General features: G+C 63.2%; 15 protein-coding genes. 7 read left to right on the forward strand and 8 right to left on the reverse strand.

The window, feature by feature from the left end:
• Nucleotides 1–32: 32 nt before the first annotated feature.
• Complete coding sequence (gene rplU, locus E3U47_RS21460) at nt 33–347, reverse strand: 50S ribosomal protein L21 (RefSeq protein ID WP_003247466.1); 315 nt, start codon at nt 345–347, stop codon at nt 33–35.
• 245 nt (nt 348–592) lie between these two features.
• On the opposite strand from rplU, the gene E3U47_RS21465 reads away from it, so the two are divergent.
• The 3 genes from E3U47_RS21465 (at nt 593) to E3U47_RS21475 (ending at nt 2,453) form a co-directional block, all read left to right on the forward strand.
• Nucleotides 593–1,561, forward strand: a complete 969-nt coding sequence (locus E3U47_RS21465) for a polyprenyl synthetase family protein (protein ID WP_134693612.1) — start codon at nt 593–595, stop codon at nt 1,559–1,561.
• A gap of 153 nt (nt 1,562–1,714) precedes the next feature.
• Nucleotides 1,715–2,056, forward strand: a complete 342-nt coding sequence (locus E3U47_RS21470; protein ID WP_134693613.1) for a zinc ribbon domain-containing protein YjdM — start codon at nt 1,715–1,717, stop codon at nt 2,054–2,056.
• A gap of 151 nt (nt 2,057–2,207) precedes the next feature.
• On the forward strand, nt 2,208–2,453 hold the full coding sequence (locus E3U47_RS21475) for a hypothetical protein (protein WP_038707330.1): 246 nt from the start codon (nt 2,208–2,210) through the stop codon (nt 2,451–2,453).
• A 75-nt stretch (nt 2,454–2,528) separates the two neighbouring features.
• Here E3U47_RS21475 and E3U47_RS21480 read toward each other — a convergent pair whose 3' ends face one another.
• From E3U47_RS21480 to E3U47_RS21500, 5 genes are all read right to left on the reverse strand, one after another.
• Nucleotides 2,529–3,146 carry an FKBP-type peptidyl-prolyl cis-trans isomerase gene (locus E3U47_RS21480; RefSeq protein ID WP_046857187.1) on the reverse strand — a complete coding sequence of 206 codons (618 nt, stop codon included), beginning with the start codon at nt 3,144–3,146 and terminating at the stop codon, nt 2,529–2,531.
• Between the two features lie 86 nt (nt 3,147–3,232).
• Nucleotides 3,233–3,538, reverse strand: a complete 306-nt coding sequence (locus E3U47_RS21485; RefSeq protein ID WP_134693614.1) for a DUF6482 family protein — start codon at nt 3,536–3,538, stop codon at nt 3,233–3,235.
• A 166-nt stretch (nt 3,539–3,704) separates the two neighbouring features.
• Entirely contained in the window at nt 3,705–4,193 is a 489-nt protein-coding gene (locus E3U47_RS21490) for a TIGR00645 family protein (protein ID WP_023631146.1), read from the reverse strand.
• Between the two features lie 176 nt (nt 4,194–4,369).
• A complete protein-coding gene (locus E3U47_RS21495; RefSeq protein ID WP_134693615.1) occupies nt 4,370–4,708 on the reverse strand; it encodes a hypothetical protein in 339 nt (112 codons plus the stop codon).
• Between the two features lie 163 nt (nt 4,709–4,871).
• The gene (locus E3U47_RS21500) at nt 4,872–7,310 is read right to left on the reverse strand and encodes a Lon protease family protein (RefSeq protein ID WP_134693616.1); all 2,439 of its coding nucleotides are present in this window, start codon (nt 7,308–7,310) and stop codon (nt 4,872–4,874) included.
• A 254-nt stretch (nt 7,311–7,564) separates the two neighbouring features.
• Here E3U47_RS21500 and E3U47_RS21505 point away from each other — a divergent pair, with 254 nt between their 5' ends.
• The 4 genes from E3U47_RS21505 (at nt 7,565) to E3U47_RS21520 (ending at nt 11,016) form a co-directional block, all read left to right on the forward strand.
• The gene (locus E3U47_RS21505; protein WP_134693617.1) at nt 7,565–8,053 is read left to right on the forward strand and encodes a DUF3015 domain-containing protein; all 489 of its coding nucleotides are present in this window, start codon (nt 7,565–7,567) and stop codon (nt 8,051–8,053) included.
• Nucleotides 8,054–8,130: 77 nt separating this feature from the next.
• Nucleotides 8,131–9,984 (forward strand): DUF4105 domain-containing protein, encoded by a 1,854-nt coding sequence (locus E3U47_RS21510; RefSeq protein ID WP_134693618.1) that lies wholly within the window; start codon nt 8,131–8,133, stop codon nt 9,982–9,984.
• Nucleotides 9,985–10,099: 115 nt separating this feature from the next.
• A complete protein-coding gene (locus E3U47_RS21515) occupies nt 10,100–10,453 on the forward strand; it encodes a hypothetical protein (protein WP_134693619.1) in 354 nt (117 codons plus the stop codon).
• Nucleotides 10,454–10,521: 68 nt separating this feature from the next.
• A complete protein-coding gene (locus E3U47_RS21520) occupies nt 10,522–11,016 on the forward strand; it encodes a GreA/GreB family elongation factor (protein WP_134693620.1) in 495 nt (164 codons plus the stop codon).
• Between the two features lie 56 nt (nt 11,017–11,072).
• Here E3U47_RS21520 and gdhA read toward each other — a convergent pair whose 3' ends face one another.
• Together gdhA and ettA are read right to left on the reverse strand one after the other, a co-directional pair.
• Nucleotides 11,073–12,413, reverse strand: coding sequence for an NADP-specific glutamate dehydrogenase (gene gdhA, locus E3U47_RS21525; protein ID WP_046857193.1), 1,341 nt, complete (start codon nt 12,411–12,413; stop codon nt 11,073–11,075).
• A gap of 287 nt (nt 12,414–12,700) precedes the next feature.
• The gene (ettA, locus tag E3U47_RS21530; RefSeq protein WP_134693621.1) at nt 12,701–14,368 is read right to left on the reverse strand and encodes an energy-dependent translational throttle protein EttA; all 1,668 of its coding nucleotides are present in this window, start codon (nt 14,366–14,368) and stop codon (nt 12,701–12,703) included.
• Nucleotides 14,369–14,446: the final 78 nt, after the last annotated feature.

The raw sequence follows: 14,446 nt of genomic DNA on the forward strand, positions 1-14,446 counted from the left end.
ATTCTCCAATAAATTCAGGGGATCGGGGCGGATTAAGCCTGGATACCGGTGATTTTGATTTCGGTGAACCACTGGCGGTGGCCCATGCGCTTCATGTGGTGCTTACGACGACGGAACTTGATGATGCGAACCTTGTCGTGGCGGCCTTGGGAAACGACTTCGGCCACTACTTTAGCGCCAGCAACCACTGGAGCACCGATGGTGACTTCTTCACCGTTGGCGACCAGCAGAACGCGATCGAAGGTCACGGATTCGCCAGTGGCGACTTCCAGTTTTTCGATCTTGAGGAATTCACCTTCAGCGACTTTGTACTGCTTGCCGCCGGTAACGATTACTGCGTAAGACATTTTGAATCTCCGATAATCCTGCTCACCCAGCGCTTTATATGATGAGTATTGGCTGGCATGGCTGCACGAGGCTGGAACGGCCCGGTGCAATTGCGTAAGGCAGGTGCTGCCCAGGAAAGTTAGGGTGCGCGATTGTACGCAACCCAAGAAATGCTTGCAAGTGCCGGCCCCGGGCCACGGCCAGCGCGCCTTGACACACCGGTACCTGCGACCTAGCATGCCGCGCAACCTCAATGGAGCAGCCGATGCAACCCCAATCTTTCTACCGCGCGGTAGCTGACGATTTCAGCGCCGTCGACGAGATCATCAAGAAGCAGCTGACCTCGCGCGTGCCGCTGGTATCGAAGATCGGCGACTATATCACGTCCGCCGGCGGCAAGCGCCTGCGCCCGCTGCTGGTGCTGCTGTGCGGCAAGGCCCTGGGTCGCGAAGGCGATGACCTGCGCCTGCTGGCGGCGACCATCGAATTCCTGCACACCGCCACCCTGCTGCATGACGACGTGGTCGACATGTCCGGCATGCGCCGTGGCCGTTCCACCGCCAATGCCCTGTGGGGCAACGCGCCGAGCGTGCTGGTGGGCGACTTCCTGTACTCGCGCTCGTTCGAGATGATGGTCGAGCTGGGCTCGATGCCGGTCATGCAGATCCTCTCCAAGGCCACCCGGGTGATCGCCGAGGGCGAAGTGCTGCAGCTGTCGCGGGTGCGCGACGCCAGCACCACCGAAGAGGTGTACATGGACGTCATCCGCGGCAAGACCGCGATGCTGTTCGAGGCCTCGACCCACAGCGCCGCGGCGCTGGCCGGCGCCAGCGATGAGCAGCGCGAGGCCCTGCGCACCTTCGGTGATCACCTGGGCGTGGCCTTCCAACTGGTCGACGACCTGCTGGACTACAAGGGCGACTCCGAGACCCTGGGCAAGAACGTCGGCGACGACCTGGCCGAAGGCAAGCCGACCCTGCCGCTGATCTACACCATGCGCGAAGGCACCGCCGAGCAGGCCGCGCTGGTGCGCCAGGCGATCCAGAAAGGTGGCCTGGAGGACCTGGAACAGATCCGCATCGCCGTCGAGGCATCCGGCGCCCTGGAGTACACCGCGCAAATGGCCCGTGACTACGTCGCCCGCGCCATCGCCTGCCTGGAAGTGCTGCCAACCAGCGAGTACCGGGATGCCCTGGTCGAGCTGAGCGAGTTTGCCGTAGCGCGTACGCACTGATTCATCGCATCACCTCTATCGCGGGGCAAGCCCGCTCCCACGCCAGCACATCATGGCGTGGGAGCGGGCTTGCCCCGCGATGCTTTTGTGCAGGAAACCACTAAACCCTATACAATGTGCGCCTTTAATCGCCTGTACTTGAAAGGAAACGCCGTGAGCACTCTGCCACCCTGCCCCAAATGCAACTCCGAATACACCTATGAGGATGGCACCCAACTGATCTGCCCCGAATGCGCCCACGAGTGGTCGGCCAACGGCGAAGCCGAAGCGGCCAGCGACGACGTGGTGAAGAAGGATTCGGTCGGCAACATCCTCCAGGACGGCGACACTGTCACCGTGATCAAGGACCTCAAGGTCAAGGGCTCGTCCCTGGTGGTCAAGGTCGGCACCAAGGTCAAGAACATCCGCCTGTGCGATGGCGACCACGACATCGACTGCAAGATCGACGGCATCGGCGCGATGAAACTCAAGTCCGAGTTCGTGCGCAAGGTCTGATCGCCTGCCCCTCGGGGCTGCCCAGCGGGCGGCCCTGACAGATCCTGCAACAGGATCGCCGGGACCATTCGGAAGAATTCTTCCAATAGTCTCTTGCTATTTTGATAATAAGAATTATTCTCATTGGAACCGCTATCCAAGGAGAGTAGCCATGACTTATCTGATCGACGCCTGGCTCGACCGCCCCCACCCTTATCTGCGCATCCTGCATCGCGAGACTGGCGAAGTCTGCGCCGTGCTTGAGGAAGACGCGCTCGATGAACTGCGCGACCAGGGCGACCTGGACCTCATGGGGCTGAATTCGAGTGAACCCGGGGTGCTCAAGGAGCTGGTGAGGAACCTGTTCCTGTTCTGCTATGCGCGGGCGTTGCGCCCAGGGGGAACCGATTGGAACTGAAAAGCTTCGCCGGCAAGCCGGCTCCCACGGGACGCATTGGCAATCTGTAGGAGCCGGCTTGCCGGCGAACGGGCATTACAGAACGTCGAGCAGCTCGACGTCGAACACCAGGGTGCTGTGCGGCGGGATGCTACCGACGCCCTGGGCGCCGTAGGCCAGCTCGCTCGGCACGTACAGGCGCCACTTGCTGCCGGCGTTCATCAGCTGCAGGGCCTCGGTCCAGCCGGCGATCACGCCGCCAACCGGGAATTCGGCAGGCTGGCCACGATCGTAGGAGCTGTCGAACACGGTGCCATCGATGAGGGTGCCGTGGTAATGAGTACGCACGTTGTCTTCACGGGACGGCTTGGCGCCTTCGCCTGCGGTCAGCACTTCGTACTGCAGACCCGAGGCCAGGGTCACGATGCCTTCACGCTTGGCGTTGTCAGCCAGGAATTCCTTGCCAGCGGCAGCGGCGGCTTCGGCCTTGGCAGCAGCTTCGGCCTGCATCACTTCACGGATGACCTTGAAGGCCGCCGACAGGTCTTCTTCGCTGACGCGGCTGTCGGCGCCATTGAAGGCGTCGGTCAGGCCGGCAACGATGGCGTTCAGGTTGACGCCCGGTGGTGGGTTGTCACGCAGCTGGCCACCCAGCTGACGGCCGATGCCGTAGCTGACGCGGGATTCGTCGGTGGACAGGTTGAGTTCGGACATTGGCTTGCTCCACGTAAGGGCGCATTGCATCCGCGCCCTTGTTGAAAAGGGCGAGCAGCCTAGCACACTGGCGCCGCGTGAAGCAGCTACCAGGCCGAACGCTGGGAAATCGGGACCTTGAGGTCCTCTTCCGGGTGCACGCCAAGGCCGCACATCTCGTCCTGCACGGACCAGTGCACCAGGTTCATCGACAGCGGCGGCAGCGCTTGCAGCAGCAGCCGTGCATCCTCCACCGAATGCACCCGCAGACGCTGGCCACGGGTATCGTCCAGGGGATGGGCGCGGCCCTTGACCCGGGCCTCGAGCAGGTAATCACCGCCTTCGATGGCGATCAGGTTGAGTTCGTCGACATGGCCAGCCCTGGCCTCGGTGTTGAGCTGATGCAGGTTCATGGGCGCACCTCGCTGCGGGAACCACGCATGAGTGCTCATTTTTTGTACGATAACGGCGAAAGCACAAGCTGCCGTCGGTCAGAAAGATCGCGGGGCAAGCCCGCTCCCACGCAGGCCTTGAAGGTTGCGTGGGAGCAGGCTTGCCCCGCGATAGTGGCTAGACGACTCAGTGCTTGGTGATGCGATCCAGGTAACCCATGACGAACGCCGAAATGACGAAGGTCATGTGGATGATCACGTACCACATCAGGTAGTCGGTGGAGATGTTCTGCGCATCCATGAACACCCGCAGCAGGTGGATCGAGGAAATGGCGACGATCGAGGCGGCGACCTTCATCTTCAGCGACGAGGAATCCATCTTGCCCAGCCAGTTGAGCTTTTCCTTGCTTTCGTCGATGTCCAGCTGCGAGACGAAGTTCTCGTAGCCGGAGATCATCACCATCACCAGCAAGCCGCCGACCAGCGACATGTCGATCAGCGACAGGATCACCAGGATCAAGTCGGCTTCGGCGAGGGTGAAGACGTTGGGCAGGACATGGATGATTTCCTGGAAGAACTTCAGGGCCAATGCCAGCAGGCCCAGCGAGAGGCCGAAATAGATCGGGGCGAGCAGCCAGCGCGAGGCATACATCGCGTTTTCGAGGATACGTTCCATGGACAGAGAGAGACTCTTGAGGTGACTGGAAAAGCGAGCGCGAGTATAGCCAGCCACCTGTGCCAGCAAAAGCCTATGGTCGTTTCGCGAAACACCTGTAGGAGCCAGCCTTGCTGGCGAACCGGGGCCGCAGAGGTTCGCCAGCAAGGCTGGCTCCTACAAAGAAAGCAATATGATCAGGTTTCCGGGTGGAACTGGTAGTCCCCCAGATTCCTGCAACGCTCACCATTGATCCGGCGCAGTTGCGCCTGCAGGTGCAAGCACCAGATCTGCGGATCTTCGGCAACCTGGTAACCATGCAGGGTGAGGCTGTCGACAATGGCGTTCATCACCGACTCGGCCACCAGCGGCCCATGGAACGGGCCTTGGGCCTTGATTGCCGAGGGTTGTTCGCCGGCCATGCCGGCGGCGAACAGCAAGGTCCACATGCCAGTGTCGCCAGCCAGCGGACGGATGCTGCATTCGATGCGGGTCACCAGGCCCAGGCACTGGCGGGTGAGGCTGAGGTTGCGCATGGCGGCGTCCCCTCTGTAAAGCCTTGTTCAGCCTGAAAGCGTCAGGCTGTTTCCATCCTGAACCCTGACAACGTCCTTAAGTTCCACTGTAGCCGACCCGCGGGAAAAGTTAGAAAACCGGCGCTGAACGGTAGCACTTCGCCGCCAACGCCGGTTTATTGACTCAGGCCGGTTTGGCCTGGGCCACCATCTCTTCCAGCCGTTCCTTTTCGGCCTCCTTGATCTCTTCCTCGCTGATCATCTCGGCGATCTCGCGCAGGCGCTCGACCACCCGCGCATTGACGCTGCCCTCGGCGAACTGGCCCTTGTCGTCCAGCGCGCCTGCCTCCTCGCCCACCAGCAGGCTCAAGGCCTCGTCGGCCTGGCTGACCGCGTACACATGGAACTGCCCAGCCTCGACCGCTTGCAGCACGCGCTCGTCGAGCATCAGCGTGGCAACGTTGGCGCGCGGAATGATCACGCCCTGCTCGCCGGTAAGGCCACGGGCATCGCACAGGCGGAAGAAACCCTCGATCTTCTCGTTGACTCCACCCACCGCCTGCACTTCACCGAACTGGTTGATCGAGCCGGTGATGGCGAAGCACTGCTTGAGTGGCGTGCGCGACAAGGCCGAAATCAGCGTGCAGGCCTCACCCAGGGAGGCGCTGTCGCCATCGACATAACCGTAGGACTGCTCCAGGGCGATGCTCGCCGAGATCGCCAGGGGGAATTCCTGGGCATAGCGGCTGCCCAGGTAGCCGGTGAGGATCATCACCCCCTTGGAGTGAATCGGCTGGCCCAGGTTGACCTCGCGCTCGATGTCGACGATGCCGCTGCCGCCGGGGTAGACGGTGGCCGAGATGCGCGCCGGCATGCCGAACGCCGAGTCGCCGACCTCCAGCACGGTCAGGCCGTTGCACTTGCCGATCGCCGCGCCCTCGGTGTCGATCAGGATGATCCCGGCGAGCATGTCGTCGAGCACCCGCTGCGACACCCGCCCGGTGCGCGTGGCCTTGGCCTTGAGCGCGCGCTCGATGTGCCCGGCGTCGGTCATCGCCTCGTTGGCCAGTTGGCGGATGAAATCGGCCTCGCTGACCAGCTGGAACAAATCGCCGATGCGCGCCGACAGCCGCGACTGGTTCTCGGCCAGGCGCGCGCTGTAGGTGGCCAGGCGCGCCACCGCATCGCTGGTCAGCGGCGCCATGCCTTCCTCGTTGGTACGGGTGCGCAGCAACTGGGCGAACTGCTCGAGGTTCTCGTCGACCATGGGCATGTCTTCATCAAAGTCGACCAGCACCCTGAACATCTCCTGGAAGTCCGAGTCATGGTCTTGCAGCGCGTAGTACAGCTGGCGCGAACCGATGATGATCAACTTGACGCTCAGCGGGATCATCTGCGGCGTCAGGCTCACGGTGGCGACCCGGCCCAGCTCGCCGAGCGGCGACTCCATTTTCAGCTTGCGCGACTGCAAGGCGCGCTTGAGCGCGTCCCAGACGAACGGCTCGCCAAGCATCTTCTCGGCTTCCAGGATCAGGAAGCCGCCGTTGGCACGGTGCAGCGCGCCTGGGCGCAGTTGGCGGTAGGAGGTGTACAGCGCGCCCTGGTCGGTGCTGTATTCGATGCGGCCGAACAGGTTGTCATAGGTCGGATGCGGCTCGAACACCACCGGCGCGCCGCCATTGCCGCAGTGGCCGACCACCAGGCTGGGAGCGTACTGCTCCTCGAGCATCTTGCGCGCCACGGCGTCGGTCTTGGCGTCGTCGACCAGTTGCTCGACCACGGTGCGCAGCAGGTTCAGCTGCAGCGATTGCAGGTAGGCGCATACCGCGGCGTTTTCCGCGTACTTTTCCGACAGCGGCGCCAGCAGCGGCTGCAAGGCCAGGGTGATGGTCTCTTCGTTGAGCTGACGCAGCTGGTTGTTCGACTCGCGCTTCCACTGCGGCAGGCTCGACAGCTCCTCGTTGAGACGCTCCTCGAGCTCGGCGATGTCCTCATGGAAGCGCTCGCGCACTTCCTCGGGCAGTTGCGCGAACTCGGCCTCGTCCAGCGCCTTGCCATCGGCCATGGGGGTGAAGGCGACGTTGCTGCTGTCGCGGTACAGGGCCACGTCCTTTTCCAGCGAGGCGCGCTCGATCACATCGAGGGCGCGGTCATAGCGCTGGTTGAAAGCACGGTCGATGGCGCTTTTCTTTTGTTGATACGAAGGGTGTTCGAACACCGCCGGGAAAGTCGCCAGCAGGTTGTCGATCAGGCCGTTCATGTCGCTGATGAACTCATGGGCGCTGCCGGCCGGCAGCTCCAGGGCGCGCGGCTCGCGGGAGTCCTCGAAGTTGTTGACATACAGCCAGTCGGCCGGGGTCTGCTGACGCTTGCCCTCTGCCTTGAGGTAGCGCTTGACGAACGAAAAGCGACCCGTGCCGGGTTCGCCCATCACATACACGTTGTAACCCGGGCGCGGCATGGCTACGCCGAATTGCAGGGCCTCCACGGCACGCTCCTGGCCCAGGACACCACGAAACGGCTCCAGATCGTCGGTATTGGAAAAAGCGAACTGCTCGGGGGAGAAACGCCGGGTCAGGGCTTCTGGCGCGAGACGCAGGCGCGAGGCGACAGGATCGGGCATTGGGTTTCCTTACTTCGGCGGGGCGGATGAAAGGCATTCTGGCGCTGCCAGCGCCTAGCGGCAAGGCTGCGCGAGACTTTATGTCGCAGCCCGATCACGCGCCGCGCCCATGCAATTTTTCGCAATAAACAACGCAACCTTTGGATCGTGCCTAAACTCCAAGCTGCGCGGGGGGATGCAAATCCTCCTGTCCTGGCAACCGCGTTGCCAGAACCCTGACCATTGGTACGTCACTTGAGAAAGAGAACAACGCTATGAAACGGATTCTTCTGGGTACTCTGTTCGCCGCTGTCTCGATCAACGCCATGGCCGAATCGCCAGGCGGCCCGAACTGCGGCTGGGGCAACCTGCTGTTCGAGGGCCAGCGCGGCACCCCGGCCCACTTCCTGGCTTCCACCACCAACGGCACCTCCGGCAACGCAACCTTCGGCATGACCTCGGGCACCAACGGCTGCTCGACCAAGGCCGCGCTCACCTATGGCGGCAAGTCCTGGTTCGCCATGAATGGCATGATGAACGAGCTCTCCGAAGACATGGCCCAGGGCCAGGGCGAAGCCCTGACCACCTATGCCGTGGTCCTCGGCGTGGCCCCTGAAGACCGCGCGCATTTCGCCGCCGTCACCCACGAGCACTTCCAGCAGATCTTCAGCAGCGCCGACGTGACTGCCGAAACTGTCCACAGCAACACCCTGGCCGTGCTCAAGAGCGACCCGCAACTGGCCAAGTACGCCACCGAGGCTTGAGTCTCACGCCTCCCGCCCCGGCCTCGGGGCGGGTTTGGCGCTTACCTTCCGGCATCATCAGGATGTAGTTGCCCGACATGCTCAAACGCCTCGTTCCCCTGGCGCTGATCGTCAGCGCACCGCTTCATGCCGCCCCACAGCTTGACCCGGCCCGTGTCCAGCAGTTGGCGGCCACGCCCTACTGGATCGCCCTCGGACACTACGAGACCGCCAAGCTTGGCGGTTGGCGCAGCTATGTGGACGACCAGCGCTTCTTTCTCGCCGAGGATGGCGCGCATCACCCGGAGCAGGAGCTGCAGGCCACGGTCGCCGCGCTGTATGCCCCGGCCAGCCTGGGCGACAAGCACGCCCAATGCGTATTCCCGGCACGGACCCGTTGGCTGCGCGAACAGCTGGCCCTCACCGATCTGCCGAGCCCGGCCTGCCAGGAGTTCGATACCTGGTACAAGTCGATCGACCCGCACAGCGCGGCGCTGATCTTCCCGGCGGCCTATCTCAACAGCCCGTCGTCGATGTTCGGCCATACGCTGCTGCGCATCGACCAGTCCAGCACCCAGCGCAACGACACCACGCTGCTGAGCTACGCGATCAATTTCGGCGCCTACATCGAGGGCAGCGACAACAGCATCCTCTATGCCTGGAAAGGCCTGATGGGCGGCTATCCCGGGCTGTTCGCGATGATGCCCTACCAGGAAAAGCTGTCCGAGTACCGCAGCCTGGAAAACCGCGACCTGTGGGAGTACCAGCTGGACCTGACCCCGGAAGAGACCGGGCGCATGGTCGAGCACGTATGGGAGCTCAAGCAGATCAAGTTCGATTATTTCTTCTTCGACGAGAACTGCTCCTATCGCCTGCTGGAGCTGTTGCAGGTGGCACGCCCCAGCCTGGACCTGACCTCGCAGTTCCCGCTGACCGCCATCCCCACCGACACGGTCAAGGCGGTGAAACAGTCCGGGCTGGTGGCGGACGTGCGCTACCGCCCGTCCCGCGAGCGTGAACTGCTGGCCCGTGCCAAGCCGCTGGACCATGAGGAAAAGCAGCAGGTGCTGGCCATCAGCGCCGACACCGCGCAGTTGCAAAACCCCTCCTTCACCGCCCTGCCCCGCGACCGTCAGGCGCTGGTACAGGACGCCGCCTACCGGTTGGAGCGCTACCGCGCCAATGGCCAGGAACGTGATCCGGCCCAGGCCGGGCGCAGCTATGAACTGCTCAGGGCGATCAACCGCAACCCGCCGCCGCCACTACAGATCGAGCGGCCCGGCCTGCCCGAGGACGGCCACCAGTCGCGCACCTGGCAACTGGGGCTGGGTACCCGCGAGGACCGCGCCTACGCCGAGTATGGCCTGCGCATGGCCTACCACGACCTCAACGACAACATGGACAGTTTCCCCCTCGGCGCGCAGATCGAGATCCTCCAGCTCAAGCTGCGCCAGTACGAGGGCAACGATTGGCAGGTACAACGCCTGGACCTGGCCACCATCCGCTCGCTGACACCGCGCAACGAACTGCTCAAGCCATGGTCGTGGCAGGTCGCGGGCGGTTTGGAACGGGTGCAGGGCAAGCATGACGACGAGGTGCTGGTCAGCCATGTCAACGGCGGCGCCGGTGGTACCTGGCAACTGGGTGACGACTTGCTGGGCTTTGCCCTGGGCACGGTGCGGGTCGAGCATCACAACGACTTCGCCGAATTCATCTCGCCCGCCGCCGGGTTCAACGGCGGGCTGTTGTGGCGCAACCCGCTGGGCAACCTGACGCTTGAGGCAAAGGGTGATTTTTTCACCAACGGCGAAGTGCGGCGCAGCGTGAGCCTTAACCAGCAATGGGAGATCAGCCGCGACCTGGGCTTGCGATTGAGTGCTTCACGCCAGTTCAGCCACCTGGCCACGGCGCAGAACGAGGTGATGCTGGAGTTGAAGTGGTATCAATACTGAGCACCTGGGCCGCTTTGCGGCCCCAGTCCCGGTGCAATCCTTCGACAGCGTTTTGACATCGTGCCAACAATTCCCGACCTAGACTTTGCGGTATCAATCCGAGGGTCCTGTGGTCATGTCGCGGTACTGGTTAGCCTTGTTTTTCTTGCTGCTGGCGGGTTGCGAAACCACCCATGAACAGATGGTCAACCAGGGCTACCCACCCGCCTACGCCGACGGCTTCCAGGACGGCTGCAGCAGCGGTCGCCAGGCCGCCGGGCTGATGGCCGGCGACTTTCGCAAGGATGTCCCGCGCTACCTGCATAACCGCCAGTACGAAAGCGGCTGGGACGATGGTTTTCGCCAGTGCCACGCCATGCAGTCCAACGAAGACCTGCGCGAGTATCGCGAACGCTATTGGGACGAGCGTGATCGCGACTGGCAGCAGGAGAAAGACCAAGGTGCGGCCCGTGCCTACCGCCGCAACTGACGTCGTAAATGGACAACTGTTGAAACCCGCAGCCTGCCACCATGGTCTCCAGCACAAGGAGGCCAACCATGAGCCGAGCATTCGTCAATGAAGACCAGGCCGCCGCCCAGGCCAGCCAGCCGGTCGAGCGCCTGGTCAGCGACCAGCCCAACTATGTCACCGCCAGCGGCCTGGCGCAGTTGCAGCAGCGAGTGGCCGCGCTCAATGCATTGCGCGCCGAGCTGCAGGCCGAGGGCAATGCCGACAAGCAGCGTCTGGCCGATACCGAGCGTGACCTGCGCTATTTCACCGCCCGGGTACAGAGCGCGCAGGTGGTACCTGCTGCAACGTCCACGGAGAAGGTGCAGATCGGCAGCCTGGTGCGCTTCGTCGATGAGCATGACCAGGAGCATCAGGTGCAACTGGTGGGCGAGGATCAGGCCGATGCCGCCCAAGGCTTGATCAACTGGGGCTCGCCGCTGGGGCGGGCGCTTTTGGGGGCCAGGCCTGGGGATGAAGTATTGTGGCGAAGGCCGGCGGGGGACCAGATGCTCGAGGTGCTGGCCATTCTGGGTGAGTGCTGAAATCACCGCGGCCGCTTCGCGCCCTTTTCGGCGCGAGGCGGCCACAAGTTAGCGAATCAGACCACGCCTTGGGCCAGCATCGCGTCAGCTACCTTCACGAAGCCGGCGATATTGGCGCCCTTGACGTAGTTGATGCTGCCATCGGCCTCTTCGCCGTAGTGCACGCAGGCATGGTGGATCGACTGCATGATGTGGTGCAGCTTGCTGTCCACCTCCCCGGCGGTCCACAACAGGCGCATGGCGTTCTGCGACATCTCCAGCCCCGAAACGGCCACGCCGCCGGCATTGGACGCCTTGCCCGGCGCGTAGAGAATGCCGGCCTCGATGAAGATATCCACAGCCTCCAGGGTGGTCGGCATGTTGGCGCCTTCGGCAACGCAGATACAGCCATTGCGCAACAGGGTACGAGCGTCTTCGGCGCCCAGTTCGTTCTGCGTCGCGCACGGCAGCGCGATATCGCATGCCAGGCTCCAGGGCGTCTGGCCTTTGCGGAACTCCAGGCCGAACTGCTCGGCCAGCTCGCTGATGCGGCCGCGCTTGACGTTCTTCAGCTCCATCACCGCGTCCCACTGGGCATCGGTAAGGCCGGCTTCGGCATACAAGGTGCCTTCGGAGTCTGACAGCGAAATCACCTTGCCGCCCAGGTCCATGACCTTGCGCGCCGCGTACTGGGCGACGTTACCGGAACCGGAGATCGCCACCCGGCGGCCGTCGATGCGCTGGTCGCGGCGCTTGAGCATCTCTTCGGCGAAGTACACGCAGCCGTAGCCGGTGGCCTCCGGGCGGATCAGGCTGCCGCCATAGGTCATGCCCTTGCCGGTCAGCACCGAAGTGAACTGGTTGGCCAGGCGCTTGTACTGGCCGAACAGGAAACCGATCTCGCGGGCCCCGACGCCGATGTCACCGGCCGGCACGTCGAGGTCGGCGCCAATGTGGCGGTACAGCTCGCTCATGAACGCCTGGCAGAAGCGCATCACCTCGGCATCGCTCTTGCCCTTCGGATCGAAGTCCGAACCGCCCTTGCCGCCGCCCATGGGCAGCGAGGTCAGGGAGTTCTTGAACACCTGCTCGAAGGCCAGGAACTTGAGCACGCCCAGGTTGACCGACGGGTGGAAGCGCAGGCCGCCCTTGTACGGGCCAATGGCGCTGCTCATCTGGATGCGGTAGCCGCGGTTGACCTGGACCTTGCCCTGGTCGTCGACCCACGACACACGGAACAGCACGGCGCGCTCGGGTTCGACCATGCGTTCGAGAATGCCTGCTTGCAGGTAGTGAGGGTTGGCTTCAAGGAAAGGCCACAGGCTGCGCAGCACCTCCTCCACGGCCTGGTGGAATTCGGGCTGGGCCGGGTCGCGTTGTTGCAGCCGGGCCAGGAAATCGTCGACAGATTCGATCATGGTAGACATCTCACCAAGAGGGATTGTTTTTGGTTTTTTCAGGAATGTACCAAGAACCAATCGCACTGGAACAGGGCGCAATGTCGTTTTTATGAAATTATTTGGTGCGAATTCTATAACTGTATACAAGTTTTCCGCTGTATCCGTGAGAGAGCACTTGTTCCTTGCTCTCCTGTAACGCAGCAATCGCGGGCAAACCCGCTCCCACGCCAGCTATTCAAACGCGAGTACACAGGGCACAAAAATGGGGCCCCTGAGGGCCCCATCGTTGTGCAGCGAAAACCGGCTTACTGGGCCAGTTTCTTGTGACGCACGCGGTGCGGCTGGGCAGCGGCGTCGCCCAGGCGCTTCTTGCGGTCGGCTTCGTACTCGGTGTAGTTACCCTCGAAGAACACCACGCTCGAATCGTCCTCGTAGGCCAGGATATGCGTGGCCACACGGTCCAGGAACCAACGGTCGTGGGAAATCACGATGGCGGCGCCGGGGAAGTCCAGCAGGGCTTCTTCCAGGGAGCGCAGGGTTTCGACGTCGAGGTCGTTGGACGGTTCGTCGAGCAGCAGGACGTTGCCGCCCTCCTTCAGGGTCAGGGCCAGGTGCAGGCGGCCACGCTCACCACCGGAGAGGTCCTTGACGAACTTCTGCTGGTCGCCGCCCTTGAAGTTGAAGCGGCCGACGTAGGTGCGCGACGGGATCTCGTAGCTGCCGATGCGAATCTGGTCGGAGCCGTCGGAAATCTGCTGGAACACGGTCTTGCTGCCGTCCAGGTCCTCGCGGCTCTGGTCGACGCAGGCCAGTTGCACGGTTTCGCCGATCTCGATGCTGCCCGAGTCCGGCTGCTCCTTGCCCATCAGCATGCGGAACAGGGTCGACTTACCGGCACCGTTACCGCCGATCACGCCGACGATGGCGCCCTTGGGCATGGCGAACGACAGGTTGTCGATCAGCACGCGATCGCCGTAGCCTTTGGTGACGTTCTTGAACTCGATGACCTTGTCGCCCAGGCGCGGACCGGCCGGGATGTAGATCTCGTTGGTCTCGCTGCGCTTCTGGAATTCCTGCGACTGCATTTCTTCGAAACGCTGCAGACGGGCCTTGGATTTGGACTGGCGGGCCTTGGCGCCTTTGCGCACCCACTCCAGTTCCTCTTTCATGGCCTTCTCGTGGGCGCTCTGCTGCTTGGACTCCTGCGCCAGACGCTCCGACTTGGCCTCCAGCCAGCCCGAGTAGTTGCCTTCGTACGGGATGCCCGCGCCGCGGTCCAGCTCGAGGATCCAGCCGGCGACGTTGTCGAGGAAGTAACGGTCGTGGGTGATCGCCACCACGGTGCCCGGGAAGTCGTGCAGGAAGCGCTCCAGCCAGGCCACCGAGTCGGCGTCCAGGTGGTTGGTCGGTTCGTCCAGCAGCAGCATGTCGGGGGCCGACAGCAGCAGGCGGCACAGCGCCACCCGGCGCTTCTCGCCACCGGACAGGTGCTCGATCTTCGCGTCCCAGGCTGGCAGGCGCAGGGCATCGGCGGCAACGTCCAGCTGGCGCTCGAGGTTGTGGCCGTCGGCGGCCTGTAGGATCGCCTCGAGCTTGGCCTGCTCGGCGGCCAGCTTGTCGAAGTCGGCATCGGGATCGGCGTAGGCGGCGTAGACCTCGTCCAGGCGGGCCTGGGCGTCCTTGATCACGCTGACCGCTTCCTCGACCACTTCGCGCACGGTCTTGCTCGGGTCCAGCTGCGGCTCCTGGGGCAGGTAGCCGACGTTGATGTCGGGCATCGGACGGGCTTCGCCGTCGAATTCCTTGTCGACGCCCGCCATGATCCGCAACAGGGTCGATTTACCCGCGCCGTTCAGGCCCAGCACGCCGATCTTGGCGCCGGGGAAGAACGACAGGGAAATATTCTTGAGAATTTCCCGCTTCGGCGGCACGACCTTGCTCAGCCGATGCATGGTGTAGACGTATTGAGCCAAAACCAAGCCCTCTAATAGATAGGTAAAGACATCGACGCACGCCCAGGCACAGGCCCGGGGGATGTGTTTACGGGGTGT

This window comes from Pseudomonas sp. RIT623 (genome assembly GCF_004519305.1).
Taxonomy (GTDB): domain Bacteria; phylum Pseudomonadota; class Gammaproteobacteria; order Pseudomonadales; family Pseudomonadaceae; genus Aquipseudomonas.

Bases quoted from the DNA above. Each gene is read 5' to 3' on its own strand.
- rplU (WP_003247466.1), bottom strand. From the start codon at position 347: ATGTCTTACGCAGTAATCGTTACCGGCGGCAAGCAGTACAAAGTCGCT.
- E3U47_RS21465 (WP_134693612.1), top strand. From the start codon at position 593: ATGCAACCCCAATCTTTCTACCGCGCGGTAGCTGACGATTTCAGCGCC.
- E3U47_RS21475 (WP_038707330.1), top strand. From the start codon at position 2,208: ATGACTTATCTGATCGACGCCTGGCTCGACCGCCCCCACCCTTATCTG.
- E3U47_RS21480 (WP_046857187.1), bottom strand. From the start codon at position 3,146: ATGTCCGAACTCAACCTGTCCACCGACGAATCCCGCGTCAGCTACGGC.
- E3U47_RS21485 (WP_134693614.1), bottom strand. From the start codon at position 3,538: ATGAACCTGCATCAGCTCAACACCGAGGCCAGGGCTGGCCATGTCGAC.
- E3U47_RS21490 (WP_023631146.1), bottom strand. From the start codon at position 4,193: ATGGAACGTATCCTCGAAAACGCGATGTATGCCTCGCGCTGGCTGCTC.
- E3U47_RS21495 (WP_134693615.1), bottom strand. From the start codon at position 4,708: ATGCGCAACCTCAGCCTCACCCGCCAGTGCCTGGGCCTGGTGACCCGC.
- E3U47_RS21500 (WP_134693616.1), bottom strand. From the start codon at position 7,310: ATGCCCGATCCTGTCGCCTCGCGCCTGCGTCTCGCGCCAGAAGCCCTG.
- E3U47_RS21505 (WP_134693617.1), top strand. From the start codon at position 7,565: ATGAAACGGATTCTTCTGGGTACTCTGTTCGCCGCTGTCTCGATCAAC.
- E3U47_RS21510 (WP_134693618.1), top strand. From the start codon at position 8,131: ATGCTCAAACGCCTCGTTCCCCTGGCGCTGATCGTCAGCGCACCGCTT.
- E3U47_RS21515 (WP_134693619.1), top strand. From the start codon at position 10,100: ATGTCGCGGTACTGGTTAGCCTTGTTTTTCTTGCTGCTGGCGGGTTGC.
- E3U47_RS21520 (WP_134693620.1), top strand. From the start codon at position 10,522: ATGAGCCGAGCATTCGTCAATGAAGACCAGGCCGCCGCCCAGGCCAGC.
- gdhA (WP_046857193.1), bottom strand. From the start codon at position 12,413: ATGATCGAATCTGTCGACGATTTCCTGGCCCGGCTGCAACAACGCGAC.